Raw genomic sequence first — 26732 nt, forward strand, 5'->3', positions numbered from 1 at the left:
TTATAATGGAAAAACTTAATATTCATCAAAACCAGTAAGTTATGAGGAAATATTACACACTTTTATTACTACTCTTTACAATAGCTGCTGCCAGTGCCCAGAGTTTTGGCAGGTCTGAACTAAAGATAGACGGTACTTATGATATTAACATGCTTATTTATGATGTTTGGTTACGGCAGGGAACCACAGCAAATATTACAATGCGCTTTAACCAGACACCCGAAGGGATAGCCAAAGCATTAGAGATGGTGAACAAAATGCTCAACGAAAACGGGCACTTTGTTGAAAACCCAGATATTTTTAACAGTTTTGAAGGAAAGGATCTTGACCGTAAGAATCCGGATAAAATACACTATTCGGTACAGGCGGGAAATTCCCGTATCAATGAGGGTTGGGTACTTGACGACGGATCGGTACTGCAGCTTTTACTTGGTGCCTGCAATTATGAGGTTAATGTTTTGAATGCCTATAAATAAAAAAGACCCGTGGGTGGAAGCCCCTGGGTCTTTAAATTGTTGGCCCATAACATGACCAGCAATGAGCGGCAAATGTATTGCTAAAATTTGATTAACACTACAAAAAACTGCTTTATTTTATCTAATTATTATTTCGTGTTTGGTAAGTAGTCCCTTAAGTCCTGACTCTGAAAATATTGCCTTTTTAAGTTTATTCTTTTCGGGGTCTATAGTGTAGTTGTAACTGGTAGAAAAATCTACTTTATTGGCAATAGTATCTAAAAAAACGCTCTTATGGAGGTTACAATTATCAAATATTACGTCGGTAATATCGGCATTCATAAAGTCGGCTGCTATAATCTGGCATCCTGTAAATACAGTCCCCCTCATTTTTAGCGTATAAAATTTGGTATAGTCCAGTATACATTCTTTAAACTCAAATTTAAACAGGAGGCTGTCTACCATGGCAAAATTCACTCCTGTAAAGTTACAGCCGGTAAACATCACATCCCTAAACGATACATAGTTGATTTTTGCTTCGGTAAAGTTACAGTTTACAAATTCGCAGTCGGTAAATGCTACCCCAAGGTAATTGCATTGTGAGAAATCGCAGTTGGTAAAAATACAACGTTCGTAATCCTTGTACATAATATCGTCAGGGCCGAATACTGTATTATTTATTTGTGTGTCGAGTATATAGTTTGCAGACATGTTTTTGTATTAGAGGTGCAAGTTAACCATTAGCGTGCCTTATTTTGTGATTTTATTAAAACAAAATGATTTATAGAATGGCTAACTTAGTGGAAACTAATAAATAACTAAAACAAAAAACATGAAAAAGATTGTAGTAACATTCGTTTTTTTATTAGGAGCATTAACTATGCAGGCTCAAACCTTTGGTGCCAGTGGGCTTAGTGTAAAAGGAAATTATTCATCTGCTAAAGCAGATTATAATCAATGGTTGAGGATAGGGAATACCTTTGATGCGACCATGAAATTTGAACAAACCGAACAGGGACTTGACCAGGCAATAGGTTTAGTACAGCGTATGCTTATTGAGAACAACCTTGAGATTGGCAGACCGGATATTTACAAAAGTGTAGGGGCAGAAGGAACAGCAAATAAGAGTTCTAATGACTTAAATGAACTGATAATGAAAGGGAAAACGAGAGTTAACCTGGCGTGGTTCTCTCCCGATGGTTCTACACTGCAATTGTTTTTAGATAAGAACAGTTATGAGGTTAATGTAATGAATGCTTACAAAGTAAGATAAATTGTATCTTAGTTTCCCTAACCGGGAAATATGGATTCACTTAAAAAAATACAGCAAACCGTTTTTAGTCTGCATCGTTTACCGGATGCCGAATGGGATATGTTTGTACAAATATTGACCTACAAAACTTTTCGAAAGGGTGATGCCTTAATAAAGGAAGGCGAGTACGAACACTATATTTACTTTTTAGAAAGCGGGGCAACCCGAAACTACTTTTTAAAAGAAGGGAAGGAGTTTACCGTGGCTTTTCATTTTTCGGGTGAATTTGTTACGGCTTTTTATTCGCTTATAACAGGCACACCAAGTGTGGTTACTATTGAGTTTTTAGAAGACGCCAAAGTAATAGCTATACCTTACAGAGATTTAGAGGTGTTTTACCAAAATTCTTACCACGGCGCTACAGTGGGAAGGAAAATGGCAGAAATGCAGTATGCTCACAGGCTGAAAAAGGAAATGGAGTTACTTTCCCTTACTGCCGAAGAGCGCTATGTAAGACTATTGGAAAGAAATCCTGAATTAGTAGCAGCAATCTCCGTAAAGCACCTTTCTTCCTACCTGGGAATACAACCCGAAAGCCTAAGCCGGATAAGAAAGCAATACGCACGAAACTAACATACATCATTTTTTATCATCTCTAACAGTCCCAATTTTGTATTAATCAAAAAACGGACAGTTATATGGATGTGTTAATAGTACTTTTTACGGTTTTTATTGTAGGTATAGTGATAAGTAAGCTTACCCAGAAAGATTTTAAATGGCGTTTTAACGGTAATCTTGCCATGTGTTGTATGCTATGCTTTACCGGTGTAGGGCATTTTTTGTTTACAGAAGGGATGGCAATGATGTTGCCCGGTGTTATACCCTATAGAGAGGCTTTGGTATACATAACAGGCATAGCAGAGATTATATTTGGTATACTTTTGTTGTTCCCTGTTTATAGAAAAACTACAGGAGTTATTATAATACTGTTTTTCGTTCTCGTACTTCCGGCTAATATTTATGCGGCTTTGCATAATGTGAACCTTATGCAGGCAAATTATACAGGTAAAGGGGTAGGCTATTTGTGGTTTAGGATTCCGTTACAGGTGTTTTTAATTGTGTGGATCTATATATCTTCTGTAAGAGAGGAAAAAAATAATAAGCTATTGTTTTAAAAATCAGTTTTTTCCTAAAAAGTCAGTCTAATTTTTTGTTAAAAGTAGTCCTTTATGTGTTAAATGAAGGATTATTTTCTATATTTAAGAATAAGAAATCAGGTCCCCACTTATTTCTGAAAATTAAATGCTAAAGCTATTATGTAGAGAATAAATTAATTTTTGTCCCACATAATTTAAGCTGATGACCCACACAAAAAATTGGCTTAGCAATTTAACCCCACGTTTTCATACAACCCTTTTTTGGGTAGTATGCTTATGCTGTTGTTTTAATGCTCGCGCCCAGAAAAACGATACCATTATCCTTAAGAATAAGGATAGGCTTATCGGAGAGATTAAAGAGATGGACAAAGGCGTCCTGATTATTGAAACAGACTACAGTGACAGTGATTTTAATGTCAAATGGCTTGATATTAAAAAACTAAGCAGTGAACAAACTTTCCTTATAACCCTTAGGAACGGAGACAGGTTAAACAGTATGCTGCAAACCGATTCCATAAACGGAGGCAGGGTAGTATTATATGATGTAACCGAAAAGAAATACATTTATACATCAGTGCACGATATTGTGTATGTAAAATCTATCAAGCAGGGGTTTATCTCCAGGCTTGATGCCTCGTTATCTTTGGGTGTAAACCTAACACAGCGTGACAATTTTAAGCAGTTTACTATGAGGAGTACCTTAGGGTATACTGCAAACTACTGGAGCTTGCAGGGAAGTTATAACGCCATTAAAACAAAGCAGGATAATAGTAATGACATTAGCCGTACCGATGCCAGCCTTGGGCTGAGGGTGTTTTTAAAACACGACTATTTTCTAAACCTATCAGGAGAACTGCTTCAAAATGATGAGCAGCAGCTGGACATGAGGGTAACTACTAAGCTTGGTTTTGGTAAGTATTTTGTACATACCAATAAACTGTACTTTGGTGGGGTAATAGGCGGAGCATGGAATAATGAAAGATATGAACCAATACTGAATGCTGACAGGAACAGTGCCGAGGCATTTGGAGGTATTGAACTTAATATGTTTGATATTAAAGATTTCAGCCTGTTAACCAACGCAGTGGTTTATCCCAGCTTAACAGAAAAACACAGGGTTAGGAGCGATATAAAACTCGACCTTAAATACGATTTGCCTCTTGAGTTTTTTATTAAATTCGGGTTTACATATAATTACGACAGAAGGCCACCGGAAGGTGCCAGTAAAGAAGATTATGTTCTCCAGGCTACATTTGGCTGGGAACTATAACTAAGTTAGTTTTTTAAAAATCCCCTGCCTATAAGCAGGGGATTGTTTTTTTGTAACCTGTTTTAAAACAAACTGTAAGAGAGCTTAACGACATTAGTGTAAGGGGGTAATTTTTTTAGGCGAGCCTAAATTATTATATTTGCTGATATTCAATCGCTTTTTAGAATTGCATATCGCATTCTTCATGCCTTTCAGCCCTTATCTGTATTACCAAATTTTAGTATCTGTATGGTAATTGGGGCTTATTACAAAAAAGGCTATTAGCATAAATAATTAAAATTAATAATGGGATATGTGTATATCCCATGTATAAATACGCTAAAACTTTTTTAAATAATGGAAATACATATTGTTGATTTAATAATATTTATAGTTTACCTGATAGTAATGCTGGGTGTTGGCTTCTATTTTATGGGACGTAATAAATCTAAAGATGATTATTATGTAGGGGGCAGAAACATGTCGGCTGGGCATATAGGCCTTTCGGTAGTAGCGACTGATGTAGGCGGAGGCTTCTCCATAGGTTTGGGTGGTCTTGGTTTCATGATGGGACTATCGGGTAGCTGGATGCTTTTTACAGGACTTTTGGGAGCATGGTTAAGCGCAGTATTGTTAATTCCTAAAATATATCCGGTAGCAAGGGAAAACAAATTTCTTACATTTCCTCAGTCACTGGCACATCATTATAATGGTAAAGTAGCTCTTATAGCCGGGTTTATTTCACTTATAGGTTATGTGGGCTTTACCAGTTCGCAAATACTGGCTGGTGCTAAATTAGTTGAAGCCACATTCCCTTCGGTATCTATTAATATGGCAGTGCTTATAATGGGAGTAATTGCTGTGGTTTACACGGCAATAGGAGGTATTAAGGCTGTAATTTATACCGATACCATACAATGGATAATATTGATGGGCGGACTCATATTTATTGGTATTCCGGTAGGGTATGCTTATATAGGCGGATGGGAAGCTATTAGTAAAACCGTTCCAGCAGAGTTTATGTCGTTGTCCAACCTTTCATTTGTTCAGTTTTTTAACTGGCTTATTACCATAGTACCTATATGGTTTGTAGGGATGACATTGTACCAGCGTATTTTTGCCTGTAGGGATGTAAAAACAGCTAAAAAAGCATGGTTTATTGCCGGATTGTTTGAATGGCCTATAATGGCGTTTATGGGAATAGCCTTAGGTTTGTTTGCAAGAGTAGGTTATGAACAGGGAATGTTTGCCGCTATAGGCTATGCGCCCGGTACACAACTGGATGCCGAACTGGGACTACCACTGTTTTTAAGAACAATACTACCGGTAGGATTAATGGGGCTTATGCTTTCGGCTTACTTCTCGGCTATTATGTCTACAGCCGACAGTTGTTTGATGGCAGCTTCGGGTAATTTCACTACCGATATTTTAGAATACTTTAAAGGTACCAGAAAGTTCGGACATATAAAATACTCACAAATTATCACTTTAATAATAGGGGCATTAGCCATTATACTGGCAACTAATATGCAAAACGTACTGGAACTAATGCTGTACTCGTATGCATTTATGGTATCAGGATTATTAGTGCCTGTTTTGGGTACGCTAATACTCAAAAAGCCTTCGGCAAGGGCGGCTGTTGTGGCTATGGTTGTAGGCGGACTTACAACGCTTATTCTTATTATTACTCAGGTAAAACTGCCATTGGGGCTTGATGCCAACTTTTTTGGTATCGCCGCTTCATTCATATCATTTGTACTGATACAGTATACCGACAAACCAAAAGGTGTTGTAGCATAGTATAAATAGAATTTAAATTGATTAAAAGCTCCTGATTTTTCAGGAGCTTTTTTATTAAATGCCTACAACAAAAACTCTTTGTTCAGCGTTAGTTTAAGCGACAACCAATTAATAACCACACTTAATCAAAATGATAAAAAATGTATTGTCTGTCCTGTTATTTCTAATAGGATTTCAGGTTACTGTAGCCCAAAGTGTTTCGGGCAGGATTATAGACTCAGAAACAGGAGCGCCACTTTCTTTTGCCGATGTACAGATAAACGATTCCGGTAACATAATGAGTAATACCGAGGGAGCGTTTACCATCCCCGAAAAAAGTGCTGACGATGCTACTATGCTTACTGTTTCTTTTTTAGGGTATTATACGCAGTATTTAACCGTAAGGGATTTAAAAAATAGTGATGGTACTGTGCGGTTAAAACCCGGAGCATTTGAGTTGGAAACGGTTTATATCTCTAACGCCAGTATGAATGCCGACAGTATTATGGCATCAGTAAAAAGCAATCTAAAAAACAATTACAGGTTTTACGGCAGTAATAATAAAACAACATTTTTTTACAGAAGTTCGGCAGCTATAAATCCTGTAAAGGCCGAAGCTAAAATAAGCCAGTCTACCAAATACAGTAAAGAAGAGATTAAAGAGGCTAATAAAGAACTCGAGGCATTTATATCAGTAGCTAAAGCAAATCCGCCCAAAGAATTTGCCGATGTGCTTATTGACCATTATATGGCAAAAAAAACGCTAAAGGGTAAACAGGGTTTTCTTACTAGAGATCAGGTTACAAAAGCAGTAAAACTAAAAGATAACAGTAGTCCTATATCGCTAAACGATATGCTTGAAACCGGAGCAAAAATTTTATTTACTCATCTTGACCCTGAAAAGTATTACAGAATAAAAAGCGGATGGTTTGGTACCCGTGATACGGTTGTTTCTCATAATAGCTTTGATACAGATGAGGTTAAAACAGAGAAACGTAACCTTAGGGAGGTAACTTCAGAAATTAGTCTTTTCAAGTCGGGAAACAACTTGCTGTACAGCAGTAATCTTGATTTTGTAAAGAATAATGAGATTTATGACTACACTTTTGCCGGAGTGACAGAAGACGGTGATAACGGACGGGTATTTATAATAAAATTCAGACCGGGAAAACACCGTGCAAAATACAACGGAACCCTGTATATAGCCGAAAAGGATTATGCTGTTGTAAGGGCTGATTATGAACTTGCTGAAGGAAGAAAAGTTAGCGGCATAAACCTGAGGTTTATTTTGGGGATTAAACAACTGGAAAATGTAAGCAGGGGTACCCTTGTATTTAAAGAAAGGGAAGAAGGAGGTTATTACCTAAAATATGCTTCAAAAGAATCGGGGGAGTATGTTTACATTAACAGGGCTTTAAAGTTTATAGAGATAACTAACGGAGGCAAGGAAAAAATTGAATTTGAGATAAAGGTTGAAATGAATATTTTAAACAGGCAGGAGTTTTGTTTTGTGTCAAAATCGGCTATAACCGAAGCTGAATTTGACGCTGTTAAAGAAATGGATTTTGAATATGAAACAGTAAATGGTTATAGTCCGGATATATGGAAGGAGTATACAACTATAGAACCTCTTGAAGAAATGAAGCAGTTTAAATCGGTTGAATAAAGGAAAGCAAAAACCCATACATTGTATGGGTTTTATTTTTAATTGGATAACAGACGGTTATTACTTTAGCATATAAGTAATAGCACCACCGTCAACAGTAATTTCAGTACCGCTTATAAAACTGGCATCATCAGAAGATAAGAATACTACAGTTTTTGCAATTTCGTCGGCATTACCTAAGCGTTGCAGTGCCGTAGATCCTGCCAGGTTTTCTTTAGCTTCGGCATTTGCTACACTATCAAGCCCCGGGGTTTGTATTGGACCCGGACTAACAAGGTTTACACGTATTTTTCTTTCAGCCAGTTCGTTTGCTGCAATTTGTGCAATTTTATTAATAGCTCCTTTTGTGGCAGAATATACACTGGTACCTATACCGGCTGCTGTTGCCACTATTGATGAGGTAAATATAACAGATGAACCATTTGCTAAGTGTGGTATTAATTGCTGTAATGTAAAGTAGTGTCCTTTTACATTGGTGTTAAACTGTGCATCAAAATCGGCTTCAGTTGTTTCTGCAATTGGTCCGAAGCTGGCGATTGCAGCATTTAAAAAAAGTACATCCAGTTTCTTACCGCTTTCTGCAACAAACTTTTCTAAAACCGAGATGCCTTCAAGGTTTGAGGTATCGGATACTAAAGTCTGTAAATTAGGGTTATTAATTTCGTCCGAAGCCTTTTGTAAGTTGTCAGCACTTCTGCTTGTTATTACTACGTTTGCTCCTGCCTTAATAAATGCTTTTGCAGTTGCTAAACCTATTCCGGTACTTCCGCCGGTTATTACTACGTTTTTGTTTACTAAACTCATTTTTTGATTTTTAATTATTAACAGTACAAAGGTAAATTGGATTAATTTATTATTGTAACTTTGTAACTAAAAGTAACAGTAACTTTAGAGTAACCAGGTAACTTATGACAGAGAACGTATGCCACAAAAAAGAAATCATGGCCATACACGACACTATGGACGTGTTAGGAGGGAAATGGAAAATATCCATTATATCAACCATGTGTTATTACAACAAAAGGCGCTTTTCAGATATACTGAATGATCTTAACGGTATATCTAACAAACAACTAAGTAAGGAGTTAAAGGAGTTGGAACTAAATAAGCTTGTTAAGCGTACCGTTTTAGATACTCAGCCAATATCAGTACAATACAACCTTACAGAATATGGATGTTCCCTTCAAAGTCTTATTCATGACCTTGCTGCATGGGGCGCAAAGCACAGGGAGATAATAATAGCAGAAAGTAATATTGGTTAGCAAAGTTTACAACAATAAGCTGAGTAAATTGATATTAATAAGAGTAGTTGCAGCGATGCACAATAAATTATGGAAACAATTAATAAAAAAATAGCCTATTCGATACTTGAACTAGCCATTGTATCGGATGGGGTTACTATAGAAGAAACATTTAAAAACAGTGTTGCTTTGGCACAAAAAGCCGAAGAAATGGGGTACAAAAGGTTATGGCTGGCAGAACACCACAATATGGTACATGTTGCCAGTGTTGCCACTTCAATACTTATAGGACATATAGCAGGAAACACAAAAACAATACGTGTAGGCTCTGGCGGTATTATGCTGCCTAACCATTCGCCACTTATTGTAGCAGAACAGTTTGGTACACTAGGCAGATTGTACCCTAACCGTATAGACTTAGGTTTAGGAAGGGCACCGGGAACCGATCAGGTAACGGCACATGCTATTAGGAGTGACAGGATGCAGTCGGTTAACAGTTTCCCAAAGGAAATAGAGAAGATACAACAGTATTTCTCAACAGAGAGTGAGTGGGAGCAGGTGCGTGCTGTTGTAGCCGAAGGGGTTAATGTACCGTTGTATATTCTAGGTTCGAGTTTAGATAGTGCGCATCTTGCCGCAAAAATGGGGCTGCCCTATGCTTTTGCCAGTCATTTTGCAACCGGACTACTGGAAGAGGCACTGCATATTTACAGGAAAGAGTTCCAGCCATCTGAATACCTCGATAAACCTTACACTATTGCCGGAGTTAATGTAATTGCAGCCGATACCGATGATGAAGCCGAAAGAAACTTTACATCCCTAATAAGGATGTTTTTAGGAATACTTACAGGGAAAAGGGAACCGTTACAGCCACCAATGGAAATGACCGATGAGCTGATGATGATTCAGTATAACCCAGCGGTTCGTGAAATGCTTAAATACTCATTTGTAGGAAGGAAAGAAGCCGTTGCAAAACAGGTAGATAAATTCCTTAATGAAATGGGGGTAGATGAACTTATGGTTGTATCTAACTTTTATGACTATAATGACAGGGTTAAATCTTATGAAATATTGTCTGAAATAATTGATGAACGAAATAATAAATAAGATAAAAAGCTCCCGGCTAGTTGTTGTAAATATTCAAAAAAGTAAAATACAAATAAATGAAATCTTTAAGCTTATTTAGTATGATAGTACTGATATTGTGTTCTGTTCAATGTGCAGGGCAGCAGGTAACTCCTCAAAAACCGAATGGGCTAAAGAAATTTAATAAGGCTAAGTATAGTGAGTTAAATGAGAAAAATAGCCTGAAGTACACAGAGAATGATACAATTTATGAGATTAAAGAGGAAAGTAGTTATTTTTTGGAGTTAAAGCGAAGTATAGGGAATAGATTCATAAGTATTATTCTTACCACAAGTCAAACCTATCGCTACGAGAGGAAGGACAATCTTTTTCAGAGATGCCGATTGGTATTAGAAAAGTTTATGACGAGAAAGGAACTATGATTAAGGAAATTAATTATGATGAAGACTATTCTTTCAGTGTAACAGATCTCATTTCTAAATTAAAGAAAGAGAAACAGATAGACCTGAATGAAGAAAAATATATAGTATTACGTCATCTTGAAAAAGATAAGCCTTACTATTTTATAAGGTATCCCTTTAATGAAATTTCATTTAAGTATATAAAGATAGACGGAAGCTCCGGAGAGATAATATTAGATAAATTTTTATATCACACGGAATGATATAAAATAAAAAAAGCCCATACATCGTATGGGCTTTTTTTATTTTTAGATTTGGCTCTATGAAGTCAAGAAGCAGATGTAGTATTTATAAAAAGAAAAGTCCCTCTATAAAATATAGATGATGAAAATGAATAATATTAACAAAACAATGAAGCATCCAGGTGAGTTTTTATTATTAAAGGTTTGCTTAAATTGTAGTTTATTTATTTCTCTTTTGAAATCTTTTTCCCAGTTAGTTGGGAGTTCAAATATTATCTCTTTTTCAATAACTTTAGGGTTAATATCATTTCTTTGATATGAATCATTAAGAGAAATGATTTCATCTAAATCAGAAGGAATAGAAGCTAGTTTATTGATTTGTGAACCTATCAGGTTCTTTAATAATTCAATGATTTTTTGGTATTCTTCAGAAACAATTACAAAATGAATTCTTTCTTCAAATGCTAATACGTGTTCTAGATAATTCTTAATTAGTTTTGTTACATGATGAATTTCTGAAGTGTTGCCAGGTTCTCCTGGTATACCCCAACTTTTAGTAAGTCGGTTCATCAACTCTACAGCTGGATTAGTCATTACTGTTAGCTCGGAAAACCTCTCCTTAATCCAGTTAAGAGTATCAGTAGAGTTTATGATTTCGGGATGTTTTAAATATAGTCCTCCTTTTAAGTCCTCAAGTTTTTTAAAAATGGGGTCATTCATAAATCTCATTAATTCAGCTGTTAATCTGTATTCCCATCCATCAGGTTTGTCAATAACAATTCTTTTAATTAAAGGGGGATAATTGTCAAATTCATGAATAAGAACAGATTGTTCCTCATACCATATTTGTTCTGTTTTATTTCCTAATGACAGAACTATATATTCTTCATGTTTTTCCCTCCATTTAAATAATATGTTTGGTGAATATTTCTGTTCATCAGTATCAATAAGCTTATGACAATTTCTACAAAGCCAAATAGAATTTGTAATTTCAGCCCTTTGCGAATCAGTCATATTTGGATTATATCTTTTTGAACCAACTCTTGCGCCATAAATATGAGCAGCTTCACCTATTTTTGTTGATTTATTTGGGTCTGTATTTGGGCCAATAGTATTTACTCTGCAATCAGGATTTGAGCATCTAAAAGATGCTCGCTTTGCTAAAGTATCAATTGTTTTCTTATTAAAATCAGGATTCACAATGGGTTTATTTGATTTACACAAATTACTGAATAGGAATTAGAAAAACAATAAATAAGTATTACACAGTTTCAGGATTTCAAGAAATTAGCTTACTTTATATAAGATAAGCTTTCAGTTTAACTGTTTAGATATCCTGTTGGGGTTTAAAATACCTTAGGAGATTAATCGTATTCTGGTGAGAGGACTTGCCCGAATAATTTTCGAACACTTTTATAGGTTATTTTTCAATATTTACGAGGCTTGTGGTGTGATAGACTTAAGATGGGTCATGAGGCACGATACAGGATACCAGTTTTTGTCCAACTATCTAAAACATCACAAACAAACTACTTTTAGTAACTGTAGTTGTTTTTAGTCTTTTACGCTTAGCATTCTTTACGTTCATCTCATTCTGTAAGAAAGCTCAAAGCTTCGATTTCAATATATAATTTATTTTGTAGGAGTTCCGCAAAAGCAGAATACAAAATAGTCAAGACCATGAATAATCTTTTGTTAAAAATTGCGTTATCAAGTCTGGAAATGAATTTTAAAAAATAGATAAAAATTCAAGAAAATTGATTTCCGATTAGCTCTTACCGGAAATCTTATATTTTGGTATTTTTAATTTTTTTAATCGCTTTTAGTTTTTTTGGGTTATTTTAGCCACTTTGAAGAAAATGTTCTGTTATCTATGTTAAAAATACTTCAAATAATCGCCCTTACTCAGGGCTTGTTTCTTTTAACCGTTCTGTTTGTTAAACAAGAAAATTACAAGCGGATAAATTTTCTACTTCTTCTGGGATCGATTATTGCTTTACTTCTGAATGTTGTTGGAGATGATAATTTTAACCTGTTCTTTTCTGAGGCTAATTGGTATTTTTTCCAATCTCCTTTAATCATTACACTGTTTTTTTTACTTATAAAGTATCATAACTCCAAACAGGATAAGTTTCAACTTAGGGATTTTCTTTATTTTATTCCCTACTTGTTTTTTGTTACGCTTCAAATAGTTGAGGACGTAAACGGCTTAGTTGAAAATATATGGTTAACAATAGGAGAAATTTTGGCAGGTGTAACACTATTATCTTATTTAGGTTATACTATCTATGATATAGTTAAAAACAAAAAGGAAAGATGGATGCTGTTTTTTATAGTTCCTTATGCTTTATTGCATTTAATAGACGAAATTTCATTTATTATAACAAACAGTTATGATAATATCTCCTTTCTGGAAAGTTATGGTATTATAGGTTTGTCGGCCATACTTCTTTACATGATTTTATTTAAGCTTGTTGTATCACCAAAATCTGTATTACCGAAGGCTGATATCAAAGCTTACAAAACTTCAAACCTTAGTAAATCAAAAGCTGAAATATATAAAAAGGAGTTTTTAAGGCTCATGGATAAAGAAAAGCTTTTTACTAATAGTAATATAACGGTTAACCAAGTGGCTCAAAATATGGGTATTCCAAGACAGTACTTATCTGAAATCCTAAATGTATACCTGAAAACCAATTTTCAGGACTGCATGAACAAATACAGGGCTGAAGAATTTGTAGGTTGTCTCAAGGATGACAAGTTCAGGAGTTATTCTATTATGGGCATTGCCAACGAAGTTGGTTTCAAATCCAAATCCTCTTTTAACACTACCTTTAAAAAAATATATGGGGTTACACCTAGTGAGTTTAAAAAGACTTTGACATTAACTTCTTTAGACTAAACACTTCCTTTTTCTCTTTACTCTTCATAGAAGAATTACATTTCAAATTTACTTCTTAGAAATTTAAGAAGCCTCAACTTTTTCGATGAGTATCGGATTGTTCGCTTAAATAGAGACGCCAACTATTAATATTAAGGCTCTGTATTTATAATTACTATTTGAGTTGCAGGCCCACAAAAGTACTACCCACTTTGTGAAATGTTTTTTTCATTACCATGGTTTTAAGCCAAACCATAAACTTGTAAACCCTTACTCAACTAAAAAAACAAAAAGCCTTAAATTTTTCATTTTTGTGTTCCCTTAAGTGCGGGAAACGCATTTAGAACCTTTAAAACACACTAATTTATTTGGTTTAATGATTTGATATATAGTGTTTTAAAATCAATATAGCGCCAAATAGGTACTTCAGGCGGATTCAAGACCTACTTCATTTTAACCTTGAGATATGCATGTCTAATTTTGTCTTGGTAAAATGAAAACCTTAATCTAATTCTATTTAAGTATGACAAAAAAAAAGCGATTAAAACCATTTAGGTCAGTAAAAGGGTTGGCCTTATTTGTGGTGACAATGTTGTATCCGGTATTTTTCTTTGCACAAACAAACTACACCATTAGCGGTGTCGTTAAGGATGCTAATAACGGTGAAACACTCTTGGGGGCAACCGTCCTTTTAAAAGGTACCTCCATTGGAAGTACGACCAACGAATATGGTTTTTATTCTATCACAGCGCCTGAAGGTAATTATACCTTACTCATTTCCTATTTAGGGTTTACAACTCTCGAAAGAGCTATAAATCTTAGTTCTAATCAAAAGCTCGACATTGAGATCAATGAGGATTTCACTCAATTAGATGAGGTAGTTATTGTAGCTGAAGAATCAAAGAAAGTAAACCTTCGAACACCACAAATGAGTATGACGAAACTTTCAGCTAATGACATAAAACAGATACCCGTTGTTTTGGGCGAGGTAGATTTGATAAAGTCCATTCAATTGCTACCTGGTGTTACCAATGCCGGGGAAGGTGCATCAGGCTTCAATGTACGCGGTGGTGCAGAAGACCAAAACCTAATTCTTTTGGATGAGGCAATTATTTACAATGCATCCCATTTGTTTGGTTTCTTCTCAGTATTTAATGCTGATGCGATTAAGGATGTTAAATTATATAAAGGAGGCATTCCCGCACGTTTTGGAGGAAGGGCTTCTTCGGTACTGGACATACGTCAAAAAGACGGAAACAGTAAAGGCTTTGAACTCACTGGGGGTATAGGTGCTGTTTCCAGTCGTTTGGCGGCGGAAGGACCAATGTTTAAAGACAAAGGTTCATTTCTGGTGGCCGGAAGAGCTTCTTATGTAAATATATTTTTGGCCTTAGCTAATGAAGACAGCAGAGCCGGATTTTACGATTTAAATCTGAAAACAAATTATGAAATTGATGAAAAAAATAAGCTATATCTATCAGGTTATTTAGGTAATGATAATTTTAACCTGGCGGGATTTTTTACTAATTCATACGGAAACCTCTCCGGTAACTTGCGATGGAACCACATTTTTAATAACAAGTTATTCTCCAATGTATCCCTGATATACAGTCGATATAATTACAACCTGGAGATTCCTGTTGAAGGAATTGACTGGACTTCAGATATCAGCAATTATAATGTACGCTATGATTTTGGCTACTATGCAAACGATAAATTAAAATTTGATTTTGGCGTAAATAGTATTTATTACAAATTTAATCCAGGGAAACTCAATCCTTTAGATGCAAATTCGGGTGTTAATCCGGAAAAGTTAGATAATAAATTTGCTATTGAAGCCGGAGTGTATACAAGTTTAGAACATAAAATTTCTGATAAACTTACCGCTCAATATGGTTTACGTTTTAGCTATTTTAATCGACTGGGGCCGCAAACTTTAAACAATTATGCCAATAATTCACCAGTGGTTTACAACGAAGAGTTAGGTATTTATGAGCGTGCTGAATCTATTTCTAATACCAAATACGGAAAGGGAAAAAGTATAGCAACCTTCAATAATTTAGAACCTAGGGTAGCACTTTCGTACCAACTTAATGAGAAATCTTCTGTTAAAGCGAGTTATAACCGAATTGCTCAATACCTACATTTAATTTCCAACACTACATCAGCCACGCCATTAGATGTTTGGGCGCCTAGCGGGAAATTTATTGAACCACAAATTGCTGACCAGTATGCGGTAGGCTACTTCAGAAATTTCAGGGGAAATATGTTTTCGATTGAAGCCGAAGCCTATTACAAGACTATTGACAATAGGGTAGATTATATTAATGGAGCAGAACTTATAGCACAAAATACCATTGAAACCGAAATTTTAACTGGTGAAGCAAGAGCCTATGGATTGGAGCTTTTATTAAGAAAGAACAAAGGTGATTTCACAGGTTGGGTGGCCTATACATTGTCAAAGTCGCAACAACGTACACCTGGTGGGGCGGCAGGAGGTTTAGGCATTAATAACGGGAAATGGTATAACTCTAATTGGGACAGGACTCACGACTTTTCGTTTACCGGAAGTTACAAACTCAACGAGAAATGGAGATTTGGAGCTAATATGGTATTCCAAACAGGACGACCTGTTACTTATCCAAACGGACAGTTTGTGTTCAACGGATTATCTGTAGCAACATATTCCGACAGGAATGCAGACCGATTGCCGGCCTACCACAGACTTGATCTTTCCGCAACCTTAACACCCCGAAAAAATGAAAACAGGAAGTGGCAGGGAGAATGGGTATTTGGTATATACAATGCTTATAATCGAAAAAATGCAGCTTCTATTTCTTTCGGTCAAAATCAGGAGACAGGCACAACAGAAGCGACTCGTACTGCCATATTTGGTATTGTCCCTTCAGTAACGTATAACTTTAAATTTTAAAACGATGAAAAATATAAATATATATAGCAGGCTGGGAGCACTCCTTGTAATAATAGGATTACTTCACTCATGTACGGATGTAATAGATGTTGATTTGCCTAACGGCGGTGCCCGACTGGTGGTTGATGCGTCTATTAGATGGCAAAAAGGTACTATGGGGGAAACGCAAACCATTAATTTAAGGCAATCAACTGCTTTTTTTAATAATACTCCAGATGTCCCTGTTACGGGTGCTTCGGTAACAGTAACTAAAGAAAACGACGGGTCGATATTTGTGTTTGCCGACCAGAATAATGGCAATTATACTGCAACCGATTTTGTTCCGGAACTAAACACAACATACACTTTGGAAATTCTCTACAACGGCAACATCTATAAGGCAACCGAAACCTTAATCGCAGCACCTGTTATTAATCGTGTTGAGCAAACCATTGAAGGTTCTGGCGATGACACAGAAATTCAGCTTCAGGTATATTTTGATGATCCCGCAGCAATTGAAAATTATTATTTTGGGGAATTTATTCCGTCTAATTTACCACTGCCTTCTCTGGCCGTTATTAGTGATGAATTTACTGATGGTAACGAAAATTTTATTGAAAATGATAATGAAAACTATACTGCTGGAGTAAATGTAAATATTAACCTCTATGGTATTTCAAGGCGGTATTATGACTATTTAAAAATATTGATTCAACAATCCGGGAGTGATGAAAATGGACCTTTTCCTGTTACCCCTGTACAGTTAAAAGGGAACTGTTCTAATATCAATAATTCTAACGAAGAGGTATTGGGATATTTTAGGCTAGGTGAATTCGATACTACATCGTATACAATTAATTAGCTGTAGAATAAAAGACAGTGCCATGGTTCAAAAATGTTTATTAGGAAGTATTGATAATTGCATAAACGGGAATAGGCATTTTTGAACCTTAATCTTTTTAGATATTTTATACAGATGGATTTACGTGAAAATAGATGAAAATCTAATGGACGCTCAGGAAACTCAAAACAAAAAAATTAAAATGAATCCAAGAAAAATTATCAGGACCGCAACGAGGGGAGTAGCTAGATACCTTACTGCCGGTTTTAATAATAAGTCAGGAAAAGGAATCAGTAATAATGATGATATAAAAACAATCTTAATTTGCAGACCAAACCATAGATTAGGAAATTTACTGTTGCTTTTACCTTTGATTCAGGAGTTGGAATCCACATTCCCAAATAGCGAGATTGATTTGCTGGTAAACCAATCATGTGCTATCCAACTATATAAAAATTATGATACTGTTAAAGAAGTTATTGAACTTCCCCGGAAACCTTTCAGGAATCCCATAAAGTACATCAGGACATTGCTACGGCTTAGAAGCAGGAAATATGATTTGGCTATAAGTGCCGTAGAGGAATGTTTTTATGGAAGAGTATGTACGGGCATTTCTAATGCAAAGATCAAGTTTGTAGGTGATATGGATTCAGGGGTAAAAGAAAGACATATCGCAAAGCAAGTGATTTATTCCCTGAGGTTTTTTTTGTCCAATATAGGGGTTAAGTCAAATGTTTCGACTCCGGATAGCTTAGACTTGAGACTTTCGAATGATGAGCTGATACATGGTGGTAATATGGTATATAACATAACGCAAAATGGATTACCAACAATTTGTTTATACATGCATGCCACTTGTGCCAAATACCCTACAGAAGGATGGTGGCTTGATCTATATGAGCATTTACAGAAAGCATTTCCGGATGTAAACATTATTGAAGTACTTCCAAAAGAAAATGTTTCTAAGTTTGATTTAAGAGCCCCTGCTTTGTATTCCACAGACATAAGGGAAATGGCAGCTATAATTGCAAGCACAGATGTTTTTATTGGCACCGATAGTGGATTAATGCATTTGGCTAGTTCGTCGCTTACACCTACAATTGGTCTGTTTTCTGATACTGATACAGAAAAATACAAGCCTTACAACGAGGGAAGTGTTGCCGTAAAAACCAATGAGGTGGAAATCGATGAGTTGATAGTACTTGTTAAAAATAACCTTTATCCAGATCTAAACACTTCATTATGAAAATTAGGAGTTACATCAGGTTTTAAAGAGAATACAGAGAAATGGGTTTTATTTTAGAGTCCTAGTTGTGTTTATATGTTTGAGTTAGCTGCAACTTATGGGTAGATGGAGCCTCTGACCTCATCCAAAAGCCCATAAGATTGCAGGACATGTTTGTACTTTATGCAATGCCAGCTTAGCTTTGAGTCTATATTGATTAGGAAAAATAATCAAAAATTAAACGATTCTTCAATAGGCTTAGCTGGCACCATTGCATTAAGGGTTTTGATTTTCAAATAGGCTATAATACAACTATTCCCCTAAATCTGAAAAATGTTATGCAATGTCGTAATGACATCGAAGATTATGATAAATATTAGCTGATTAAAAATGAATCAACAATTGACAAGAAAAGATAAAATATTGGTAACAGGGGCTACGGGTCATTATGGGTATTCAGTTATTGAATCATTGATTAAAAATGGGGTGAATGAAAGTCTGATTTATGCAATGGCCAGGGATTATACAAAAACAGAGAAATTAAACTCTTTGAATGTAAATATTGTATTGGGCGATTATGACAATTACAGTTCAATGCTGAAGGCATTTTCTGGTATCGATAAACTATTTTTTGTTTCAGGTAATGTACTGGAAAACCGTAGTGAGCAACATCTTCAAGTTGTGAAAGCGGCTGTAAAGTCTGGAGTTAAGTATATTCTTTATACAAGCCAGGAACATAAAGAAGTTAATTTTTCTCATATTGATTTTATATTAAGTTCACATTTAGCAACAGAAAATGCCATTAAAGCAAGTGGTATGAATTATACCATATTACGAAATGGGCTCTATATGGATACATTGTCTAAATTTTTAGACAAGAATATTTTTAAGCATGGTATTTACCTACCGGCCGGTAACGCGAAAATAGGATTTGCATTACGAAGCGAAATGGCGGAGGCAGCAGCGAAGGTTTTAGTCTCAAAGGGGCATGAAAATAAGACGTATACTGTATCCGGACGGAGTTATTCATTTTTAGAAATTGCAGAGTATATTTCTCAAATCACTGGTAAAAACATTACTTATTTAAGCCCGGGTGTTGATGCTTTTCTTGCTGTTGTAATTAATAAGGGAGTATCTGAAAAATGTGCTAAAATAATTGGTTGCTTTGCTGAAGCTGCCAAAGATGGGGAGTTGGAAAAGCTTCAGTTTATACAAATGGAAAAACTATTGGGTCGAAAACCCCTAACCGTTAAACAATATCTGGAGGAAACTTTTATTTTTAATTTTTTGAGTAGTGTGGGTAAAGAAAGGATTTAGGCGCGACCAACTTTTAATTCTAATTTAGAATACTACATTAACAGGCAAATATTACTCCTGCTGGGTGGAGATATTGATTTTGCAAACCTCGATCTGCTTTTTCATAGCTTGCAATTCCTTGATTTTTTGATTGATCTGGACAACCTTAAGGTCTAGTACTTTTATTTTAGCAGCACGGCTCATTTCTTTCCGATACCATGCATCAATGACTTCTTTTATTTCGGCAAGGGTGAAGCCCACTGATTTTGCCATTTGTATAAACTGAAGCTTTTCCAAGGCGTCATCACCATAATAAATATAATTATTAGTTGTGACTCCGTCCTTTTTCTGTCCACTGATTAGGCCTGTTTTCTCATAAAAGCGTATCGTCCCGATTGGAATTCCTGACTCTTTGGCTAACTGATGAATTAATTTCATAAAAAGTTAAAGTGTATAGTATACTGTATAGTTGTGAGTTACAAAATTAGTATTTAATTTTACATTCAAATACGAATTCTATGAAATATTCTGATGAAGAATTAGTGAGACAATTGCCTGGTTTTAAAAACGGTTATATGGCGGTAAACGGGACTGAACTGCATTACGTGGAAGGAGGTGAGGGCAACCCTATTATTTTACTTCCGGGATGGCCACAAACCTGGTGGGCATACCATAAGGTTATGCCTATACTGGCCACGAAATTTAAAGTAATTGCGATTGATATACGGGGTATGGGTAGTTCACATAAACCGATGGAGGGATATGATAAGAAAAATATGGCTCTTGACGTGTACATGCTTGTAGATAAGCTCGGCTATAACTCAGTTGCAATTGCGGGACATGATATTGGTGCTCATGTTGCCTACAGCTTTGCCGCACAATTTAAGGAGGTAACCTCAAATCTTATAATGCTTGATACTCCCCATCCTGATCCCAGCATGTACAGCCTGCCCATGCTTCCTATACCCGGGCTGGACTATACTTATCCCTGGTGGGTGGCTTTTAACCAGGTTAAGAATTTACCGGAGCAGTTGCTGGAAGGAAAGATGGATATTGTTACAGAATGGATTTTTTCCCAAATGCTGCAGGATAAAGATTGCGTATCCGAGTTTGACAAGAAAGTGTATGCAAGTGCATACAATACTGCTGATGCCATTCGCGCCTCCAACGCTTGGTATCAGGCATTCGGGCAGGATATTAACGACAGCAAGAGCTACACTAAATTGACTATGCCGGTTTGCGCAGTCGGCGGTACAGGGTACGATATGCTGCAGGGAGCACTGCAGGGTCAAGCGGAAGATTTGCAACTGTTCAGGCTTGATGGGTGCGGACATTTTATCCTTGAAGAGCAGCCGGATATCGTTGCCGGCATTATAATGGAATTTTTGCAGAGGCAGCTCACATAATAAGTATTCGGGGAATCTTAATCATAAAGAATTGGGACTATTCCTAAGTATTCGATACGGCAATTCTCTACGGAGTTTTTTTATATGAAAAGCAAAATGACTCTATGATTATATTAACTAGGAAAGTAGCTTGGCGTTAAAAGATGTGTTTGCTTACCTAAAGATTAAGTTTATCCCAGGAAGCCGCACTTTGGCTGATTTTTGGTTGTTATAATTCCCCTTTATTATTTGCGGTCTTTCAAATCCTTGTACTCAATAACAAAAGCTGTTAATTCAGCCATTTTTCCATCACGAAATCTCCATACATCACAGTAAGAATATTTAATGCTTTCTTTGTTTTCGTTCATCACAGCGATTTGACCAATTGCTGTAAGATAATCATTTTCTGCAATCAAATTTTTAACCTCATTTTGTGGTGGTTGTATATATTCATTAGACATCCATTTTCGGACCGCTTCTTTTCCGTTTAGTATCTGGTCACCTACAAATATCCATTTGGTATCATTGGTACAATACTGAAGAAATTCTTCATAATTTCCTTTAGAAATAGCTTCGTTTGCCTTCTGTAAAATTATTTTGTTGTTTTCTTTCATAGTAGTATTCTGTATTTACATAATAATAGTAGCTATCCGTATGTTGAAAATATGGAATAGGCTATATAGCTAGAAAATTATCCGGAATTTCACGATCAGGATGTATTGACAATTTTGTTAATCACGATTATTTTCATCTTCCTGCAATAGATTAAGCATAACTTTTTTAAGAAATTTTGATTTGTTCTTTTTTACTTCTTTGAGAAACGGCGAACATTCATCAGAGTTAGAGATATATTTTCCTCCCCAAATGGCTAATTCAATCAAAACCGGTATTAAATCAGCACCTTTCGGACTAAGTCTATACAGCCCTTTTACTTTATTGCCGGGATATGGTAATTTGGTAATTATTCCATTATCCTCTAATAACTGTAACCTATTTGCTAATATATTCGTTGCTATTTTTTCTGCAGATTTTGTAAAGTCTCCATAAGTCCGTGTTTTGTATAACATTAAATCCCTAACTATCAATAACGACCATTTATCTCCGAAAATATCCAGTGATGAACTTATCGGGCAATCGGAGCGCATTTCAGCTTTCTCATCAGTTTTTATGTTTTTTACTTGCATATTAAAAGTAATTATTTAATTTTATACTTGCTTTTTGCAAGTTGTTATTTTAATTTTCACTTGCAAATAAAAAGCAAATTTAAGTATTAAAAATAAAAATATTACATCATGATGAAAATTTTAGTGACTGGAGCTACAGGAGTAGTTGGAAAAAGTACAGTTGAGCATCTGTTAAAAAAGGGTGTTCCCGCAAATCAAATTATCGGCCTTTCCAGAAAAAAAGAAAATCTAAAGGACTTAGCAGCAAAAGGTGTAGAAATACGTGAAGGTGATTATTTCGATTACAATTCTTTACTACGTGCATTTGAAGGTGTCGATAGAATTATGCTAACAAGTGCAATTGCTTTTACAGATCGATTTACCCAACATTATAATGTTATTACCGCTGCCCGACAAATGGGCGTTAAGCACGTAGTATATATGTCAATTATGCGCAAAGAAGGTTCGGGGCGTATCATACCTGAAGTTACGGAGTCAGATCGTTTTACAGAGCAAGTACTTCAATCTTCAGGACTGGATTATACTATAGTATACCATCCACCTTTTGCAGATCTTCTATCGTTCTATTATAGTCCCAATCCGTACGAAGATGGAATAAAAGTTCCTGCAAATAACGGGAAAATGGCGCCTGCGACAAGAGATGAATTGGCTGAAGCCCATGCTGAAGTACTTTCTACACCAGGGCATGAAAACAAAACGTATTCATTAGGTGGTTCCTATTCTATTTCGTTTTCCGACATAGCAAAAATTCTATCTGAAGTAGGAGGAAAGCCAGTTTCTTTTATCACCATTACAGCCGAAGAATATATTGATGGGATAGTTAGCCGAGGAGTCGCTCGTCATGTAGCCGAGTTTATAACTGCTTGGGTATTGGCAATTGAAGGAGGTGAATTCGAAAATCAATCAGGTGACCTGGAGCGTTTATTAGGTAGAAAGACAAAAAGTTTCACAGATCTCGTGGAAACATCTTTAGTTGAGAATAAGTAAAATAATAGATTTTAATAAGCGAAATGGCACAGAAGATATGTTCTCAGCAACTTCGTTATGTCGCTGGTGCTGTGCTAAACATAGACAGGAAGTATAAGCATTTAAAAAGCGACAGAAGGTTTTATAGTTAGTCATTTGAGTTGACTTTTCAAAATTAAATAGGCAATAGTTGCAAAATAAAGCCATAAAGAAAAAGTACAAAACCGTAGCAAATACTCCGGTTGAAAAAGATAGTCGACTATTATTTTTCTTTGAATTATGTAAAAGAATTTTTGAATGAAAGCTTTCAGCAGTCTTGAGAGTTTTTTTATGTACTCACAATATAAAATTTACAGATTTAGTTTTATTATTTAAACGGTTTAATCCTGTCGGGGTAACTACTCGGGACATCCAAACCCGCTGTAAAATCTTATAAATCTTAGTGTATAATTCTAAATATGTAAGATTATACAAATAAAAAAATCCCTAAATCATATCGATTAGGGATTTTTGCTTGTGACCTCGACAGGATTCAAACCTGTAACCTTCTGAGCCGTAATCAGATGCGCTATTCAGTTGCGCCACGAGGCCTTTTTGCTTCCCGATGTGCCAAAATAAACCAATTGGCTTATCGTTCTTTGCGGGTGCAAATATAGGGATTATTGATTAACTTGCAAACCCAAATGAATATAAAATTGAAAAAAAATGGCATTAGAAAACTATATACGTGACATTCAGGATTTTCCGAAACCGGGAATTGGTTTTAAAGATATAACTCCGCTTTTAGGAAACCCCGATGCGGTTAAGGAATGCATGCAATTATTATTAAATAGCCTTAAAGATAAAAACATTGATAAAGTAGTAGGGGTGGAGAGCCGAGGTTTCTTTTTTGCTACTTTACTGGCTTATGAACTTAACGTAGGTTTTGTACCTGTAAGAAAACCTAACAAGCTGCCGTATGAAACCATTTCATCATCATATGAGCTGGAATATGGTATGGATACCCTGGAGGTGCATATTGACGGAATTAAGAAAGGGGACAGGGTACTTATACATGACGACGTACTGGCCACAGGGGGGACCGCCGCAGCAGTTTGCGAACTGGTAGAAAAACTGGGAGGCGAAATTGTACAGTGTAATTTTTTAATGGAGCTGTCGTTCCTTAACGGGAGGAATAAAATAAGCAAATACGATATTTATTCGCCATTGGTATACTAATCCAGTGCATGTATGGTAACGTAATATTTCCAGGCAATTATTGCTTTTTGAAACTTGGTAGCTTTGCTGAGGTCAAGCTGTTGTTTACTGTAATTAGGTAACAGCCATTTATTGAGTTTTGCCAGTAGTTTAAACATTGTGAGCGGGTTTTGGTTGTATCAAATATAAAAAAAGACTGTCTTGATTGACAGTCTTTTAAGTAAAATATAAGATTTCTCTTTTTATAAATTTTTTTATTGGACAAATGCTTTTACCTCACCGTTTTTTATGCCTATAGCAACATTGGGAATACCATTTGAATCCTGACATGTTATTGATTTTGAAGTATCTTTCCTGTCGTCGGTAATACTTACTTTCAGCTTAACAATTTCACCTGCCTTATTTCTTCTTACTGTTTTATATTTTATGGCTATTCCCATTTTTTGTAGTACATCTTTATAATCTTCAAGAGTTTTATCGCTAGCATTTTTATTGATTACCACTAATGCATTGTTTTGCTGTTCTTTTTTAGGTTCCTCCTCCATTCCTGATGTAGTAATAGTAACTGTTTTAGGCCTGTTTTTAGTGGTAGTGACCATAATAATACCATTTTTGGCCTTTTCACCATATTTAGCTACATTTTCTTCGGTTTTTTTACTTACATTAATTGCTGCAATGTTATTATGATCAAGACTTTTAACCATTTCAGGGGTGGCTTCTTTACCGTCAATAAATATCAGGGCATCATCTGCATTAACCATATTATGGTTAGTTCCGGTTTGTTTTACAACAGTATATTTACGTATTCTCCCTGTTTGGTCGTCACTTACCCTTTGGGATATTGATGTGTTTATATCTTGTGAGGAACTCCTGTCGTAAAAAACAGTATCTACAGTAGTAGAGAGGTAGGTAAATTTACGTACTCCGTTTTGGGTTAAGGTATCGGTTGCTGTATTTATAATAACGCCATTTTTACCGGTTTTAGGGTTGTTGTGTTGTTCAGGAGCGTCTATTTCAGTGCCACCGTCAGCACCATACTGTATTTTTTCCATTTCAACAAAATATCCCCCTTTATCATTTTTCTCAACAATAAGTAAAAAAGGATCTAGCCCTATATTCTTTGAAGTACTCCATGACTTAACGTTAGCTGCTCCGTTAATCGTTAAAGCTATATTAGAAATTTCGTCATTTTCATTTCTGTCAAGTGCAGTAATAGTAAAAGTACAGCCTGTTGCTTTTTCCAGTTTTTTGATTCCTTCCTTAAGGGTTTCATCACTAGTATTTTTAGTTATTTCTAATGCATGAATCTTGTTTTGCGATTCGGTTTGAACAGTTTGATTTTCTGTTTCTTTAATTTGAGCTTCTGTTTTTATCTGGAAAAGAAAAACAAAGGCAAACATAAATGGTAGTATGAAGGCATACTTAAATGTATTTATTTTTTTTGATGAAGGCGTGTTTAACATCATGATACGTTTTTTTATTAATGGTTGATAAAAATGATTGCTTACCCCCATATACTCTTCATTAAGCGTAAACTTAAGTAGTGTTTTCTGGTAATTTTTTCTGTCATTTATCTGTTTACAGGCTTCGGCATCGGCAATAAACTCCAGGTTTTGTGATATTGTTTTTTTATACAACCACATAAACGGATTAAACCAAAACAGTATGGTAAAAAGCTGGCCTATTATAATATCTGCCGAATGTTTCTGGCTACTGTGTACTTTTTCGTGTTTTAGAATATCGTTTAACTCCTCTGGCTCAACTGCTTTCGAATTATAAACAATGTAACTGAAAAAAGAGAAGGGTAGTGTAATACCCGTGGTATCTATAATGGTATACTGTTTTTCCTTTTTACCATTATTACCTTTTATTATTGTTTTTATTCTGAATAAATCAATTACTAACTGAATTAATAATATAGCTGCTATGGTTACATATATCCCGATAAGTACATAAAACCAGTTAATGGTAAAGGCTTGGTCAACTATTACTTCAGTATAATTTTCTGCTTCAGGCATTAGTATTTGAAAAGGAGTAGTGTTAGTGCGCTCTACAATTACTGTTTTTGTAATAGTTAGCAGGGGTAAAAAAGCAGCAGTAAATAATCCGGAGAGTAAAAACCACCTGTTAGCAGTAAAAAAGGTTTCTTTTTTTAAAAACAGGATGTAAGCAAAATAGAATAATGCAATTATCCCCGATGCTTTTAACATATAGATGGTAAGGTTCTCCATGGTAGTATTTTTATTTTTTTTAGGGAATACAGTTGAGGGCTGTATTCCCCATCATTACTGTTGCTTAACTAACTTTAACAATAAAGA

General features: G+C 35.5%; 26 protein-coding genes and 1 tRNA gene. 18 read left to right on the plus strand and 9 right to left on the minus strand.

Annotated elements, in window-relative coordinates:
- The first annotated feature begins 41 nt into the window (after window positions 1–41).
- Window positions 42–476, plus strand: a complete 435-nt coding sequence (locus tag Q763_RS05220; protein ID WP_035131920.1) for a hypothetical protein — start codon at window positions 42–44, stop codon at window positions 474–476.
- A 117-nt stretch (window positions 477–593) separates the two neighbouring features.
- Here Q763_RS05220 and Q763_RS05225 read toward each other — a convergent pair whose 3' ends face one another.
- A complete protein-coding gene (locus Q763_RS05225) occupies window positions 594–1166 on the minus strand; it encodes a pentapeptide repeat-containing protein (RefSeq protein ID WP_035131921.1) in 573 nt (190 codons plus the stop codon).
- Window positions 1167–1287: 121 nt separating this feature from the next.
- On the opposite strand from Q763_RS05225, the gene Q763_RS05230 reads away from it, so the two are divergent.
- The 6 genes from Q763_RS05230 (at window position 1288) to Q763_RS05255 (ending at window position 7558) form a co-directional block, all read left to right on the plus strand.
- On the plus strand, window positions 1288–1728 hold the full coding sequence (locus Q763_RS05230) for a hypothetical protein (protein ID WP_035131922.1): 441 nt from the start codon (window positions 1288–1290) through the stop codon (window positions 1726–1728).
- 30 nt (window positions 1729–1758) lie between these two features.
- Complete coding sequence (locus tag Q763_RS05235) at window positions 1759–2340, plus strand: Crp/Fnr family transcriptional regulator (RefSeq protein WP_035131923.1); 582 nt, start codon at window positions 1759–1761, stop codon at window positions 2338–2340.
- Window positions 2341–2405: 65 nt separating this feature from the next.
- On the plus strand, window positions 2406–2882 hold the full coding sequence (locus Q763_RS05240) for a DoxX family protein (RefSeq protein WP_035131924.1): 477 nt from the start codon (window positions 2406–2408) through the stop codon (window positions 2880–2882).
- Between the two features lie 343 nt (window positions 2883–3225).
- Entirely contained in the window at window positions 3226–4134 is a 909-nt protein-coding gene (locus tag Q763_RS05245) for a DUF481 domain-containing protein (protein WP_035132224.1), read from the plus strand.
- Window positions 4135–4470: 336 nt separating this feature from the next.
- Window positions 4471–5913, plus strand: coding sequence for a sodium:solute symporter family protein (locus Q763_RS05250; RefSeq protein ID WP_232297500.1), 1443 nt, complete (start codon window positions 4471–4473; stop codon window positions 5911–5913).
- A 130-nt stretch (window positions 5914–6043) separates the two neighbouring features.
- A complete protein-coding gene (locus tag Q763_RS05255) occupies window positions 6044–7558 on the plus strand; it encodes a carboxypeptidase-like regulatory domain-containing protein (protein ID WP_035131926.1) in 1515 nt (504 codons plus the stop codon).
- A gap of 60 nt (window positions 7559–7618) precedes the next feature.
- Here the strand turns inward: Q763_RS05255 and Q763_RS05260 are convergent, their stop codons facing one another.
- Window positions 7619–8362, minus strand: coding sequence for an SDR family oxidoreductase (locus tag Q763_RS05260; protein WP_035131927.1), 744 nt, complete (start codon window positions 8360–8362; stop codon window positions 7619–7621).
- 104 nt (window positions 8363–8466) lie between these two features.
- Here Q763_RS05260 and Q763_RS05265 point away from each other — a divergent pair, with 104 nt between their 5' ends.
- From Q763_RS05265 to Q763_RS05280, 3 genes are all read left to right on the plus strand, one after another.
- Window positions 8467–8820 carry a winged helix-turn-helix transcriptional regulator gene (locus Q763_RS05265; protein ID WP_035131929.1) on the plus strand — a complete coding sequence of 118 codons (354 nt, stop codon included), beginning with the start codon at window positions 8467–8469 and terminating at the stop codon, window positions 8818–8820.
- A 69-nt stretch (window positions 8821–8889) separates the two neighbouring features.
- On the plus strand, window positions 8890–9906 hold the full coding sequence (locus Q763_RS05270; protein ID WP_035131931.1) for an LLM class flavin-dependent oxidoreductase: 1017 nt from the start codon (window positions 8890–8892) through the stop codon (window positions 9904–9906).
- A 355-nt stretch (window positions 9907–10261) separates the two neighbouring features.
- On the plus strand, window positions 10262–10549 hold the full coding sequence (locus Q763_RS05280) for a hypothetical protein (protein WP_157499328.1): 288 nt from the start codon (window positions 10262–10264) through the stop codon (window positions 10547–10549).
- Between the two features lie 105 nt (window positions 10550–10654).
- Here Q763_RS05280 and Q763_RS17360 read toward each other — a convergent pair whose 3' ends face one another.
- Window positions 10655–11728 carry an HNH endonuclease gene (locus tag Q763_RS17360; RefSeq protein ID WP_052123225.1) on the minus strand — a complete coding sequence of 358 codons (1074 nt, stop codon included), beginning with the start codon at window positions 11726–11728 and terminating at the stop codon, window positions 10655–10657.
- 673 nt (window positions 11729–12401) lie between these two features.
- Between Q763_RS17360 and Q763_RS05290 the strand changes: the two genes are divergently transcribed.
- From Q763_RS05290 to Q763_RS05310, 5 genes are all read left to right on the plus strand, one after another.
- Complete coding sequence (locus tag Q763_RS05290) at window positions 12402–13430, plus strand: helix-turn-helix domain-containing protein (protein ID WP_035131936.1); 1029 nt, start codon at window positions 12402–12404, stop codon at window positions 13428–13430.
- 502 nt (window positions 13431–13932) lie between these two features.
- Window positions 13933–16341, plus strand: a complete 2409-nt coding sequence (locus Q763_RS05295) for a TonB-dependent receptor (protein ID WP_035131938.1) — start codon at window positions 13933–13935, stop codon at window positions 16339–16341.
- Between the two features lie 4 nt (window positions 16342–16345).
- Window positions 16346–17182, plus strand: coding sequence for a DUF4249 domain-containing protein (locus Q763_RS05300; protein WP_035131940.1), 837 nt, complete (start codon window positions 16346–16348; stop codon window positions 17180–17182).
- A 124-nt stretch (window positions 17183–17306) separates the two neighbouring features.
- Window positions 17307–18407 carry a glycosyltransferase family 9 protein gene (locus Q763_RS05305; protein WP_157499330.1) on the plus strand — a complete coding sequence of 367 codons (1101 nt, stop codon included), beginning with the start codon at window positions 17307–17309 and terminating at the stop codon, window positions 18405–18407.
- A 369-nt stretch (window positions 18408–18776) separates the two neighbouring features.
- A complete protein-coding gene (locus tag Q763_RS05310) occupies window positions 18777–19703 on the plus strand; it encodes an SDR family oxidoreductase (protein WP_035131942.1) in 927 nt (308 codons plus the stop codon).
- 51 nt (window positions 19704–19754) lie between these two features.
- Here the strand turns inward: Q763_RS05310 and Q763_RS05315 are convergent, their stop codons facing one another.
- Entirely contained in the window at window positions 19755–20120 is a 366-nt protein-coding gene (locus Q763_RS05315; RefSeq protein ID WP_035131943.1) for a MerR family transcriptional regulator, read from the minus strand.
- A gap of 137 nt (window positions 20121–20257) precedes the next feature.
- On the opposite strand from Q763_RS05315, the gene Q763_RS05320 reads away from it, so the two are divergent.
- The gene (locus Q763_RS05320) at window positions 20258–21088 is read left to right on the plus strand and encodes an alpha/beta fold hydrolase (protein ID WP_232297501.1); all 831 of its coding nucleotides are present in this window, start codon (window positions 20258–20260) and stop codon (window positions 21086–21088) included.
- Window positions 21089–21312: 224 nt separating this feature from the next.
- On the opposite strand, the gene Q763_RS05325 is transcribed toward Q763_RS05320, so the two are convergent.
- The gene (locus Q763_RS05325; RefSeq protein ID WP_035131945.1) at window positions 21313–21681 is read right to left on the minus strand and encodes a nuclear transport factor 2 family protein; all 369 of its coding nucleotides are present in this window, start codon (window positions 21679–21681) and stop codon (window positions 21313–21315) included.
- A gap of 117 nt (window positions 21682–21798) precedes the next feature.
- On the minus strand, window positions 21799–22251 hold the full coding sequence (locus Q763_RS05330; protein WP_052123227.1) for a winged helix-turn-helix transcriptional regulator: 453 nt from the start codon (window positions 22249–22251) through the stop codon (window positions 21799–21801).
- Between the two features lie 108 nt (window positions 22252–22359).
- Here Q763_RS05330 and Q763_RS05335 point away from each other — a divergent pair, with 108 nt between their 5' ends.
- Window positions 22360–23238 carry an SDR family oxidoreductase gene (locus tag Q763_RS05335; RefSeq protein ID WP_035131946.1) on the plus strand — a complete coding sequence of 293 codons (879 nt, stop codon included), beginning with the start codon at window positions 22360–22362 and terminating at the stop codon, window positions 23236–23238.
- Between the two features lie 496 nt (window positions 23239–23734).
- Here the strand turns inward: Q763_RS05335 and Q763_RS05340 are convergent.
- A tRNA-Arg gene (locus Q763_RS05340) sits at window positions 23735–23808 on the minus strand.
- Window positions 23809–23922: 114 nt separating this feature from the next.
- Between Q763_RS05340 and Q763_RS05345 the strand changes: the two genes are divergently transcribed.
- On the plus strand, window positions 23923–24435 hold the full coding sequence (locus tag Q763_RS05345; protein ID WP_035131947.1) for an adenine phosphoribosyltransferase: 513 nt from the start codon (window positions 23923–23925) through the stop codon (window positions 24433–24435).
- Here the strand turns inward: Q763_RS05345 and Q763_RS05350 are convergent.
- Both Q763_RS05350 and Q763_RS17365 read right to left on the minus strand, forming a co-directional pair.
- Window positions 24432–24572, minus strand: a complete 141-nt coding sequence (locus tag Q763_RS05350; protein WP_035131948.1) for a hypothetical protein — start codon at window positions 24570–24572, stop codon at window positions 24432–24434. The genes Q763_RS05345 and Q763_RS05350 overlap by 4 nt on opposite strands.
- A gap of 96 nt (window positions 24573–24668) precedes the next feature.
- Window positions 24669–26645 (minus strand): M56 family metallopeptidase, encoded by a 1977-nt coding sequence (locus Q763_RS17365; RefSeq protein WP_052123228.1) that lies wholly within the window; start codon window positions 26643–26645, stop codon window positions 24669–24671.
- Between the last annotated feature and the right edge of the window lie 87 nt (window positions 26646–26732).

The organism is Flavobacterium beibuense F44-8 (assembly GCF_000769915.1).
In the GTDB taxonomy this organism is placed as follows: domain Bacteria; phylum Bacteroidota; class Bacteroidia; order Flavobacteriales; family Flavobacteriaceae; genus Flavobacterium; species Flavobacterium beibuense.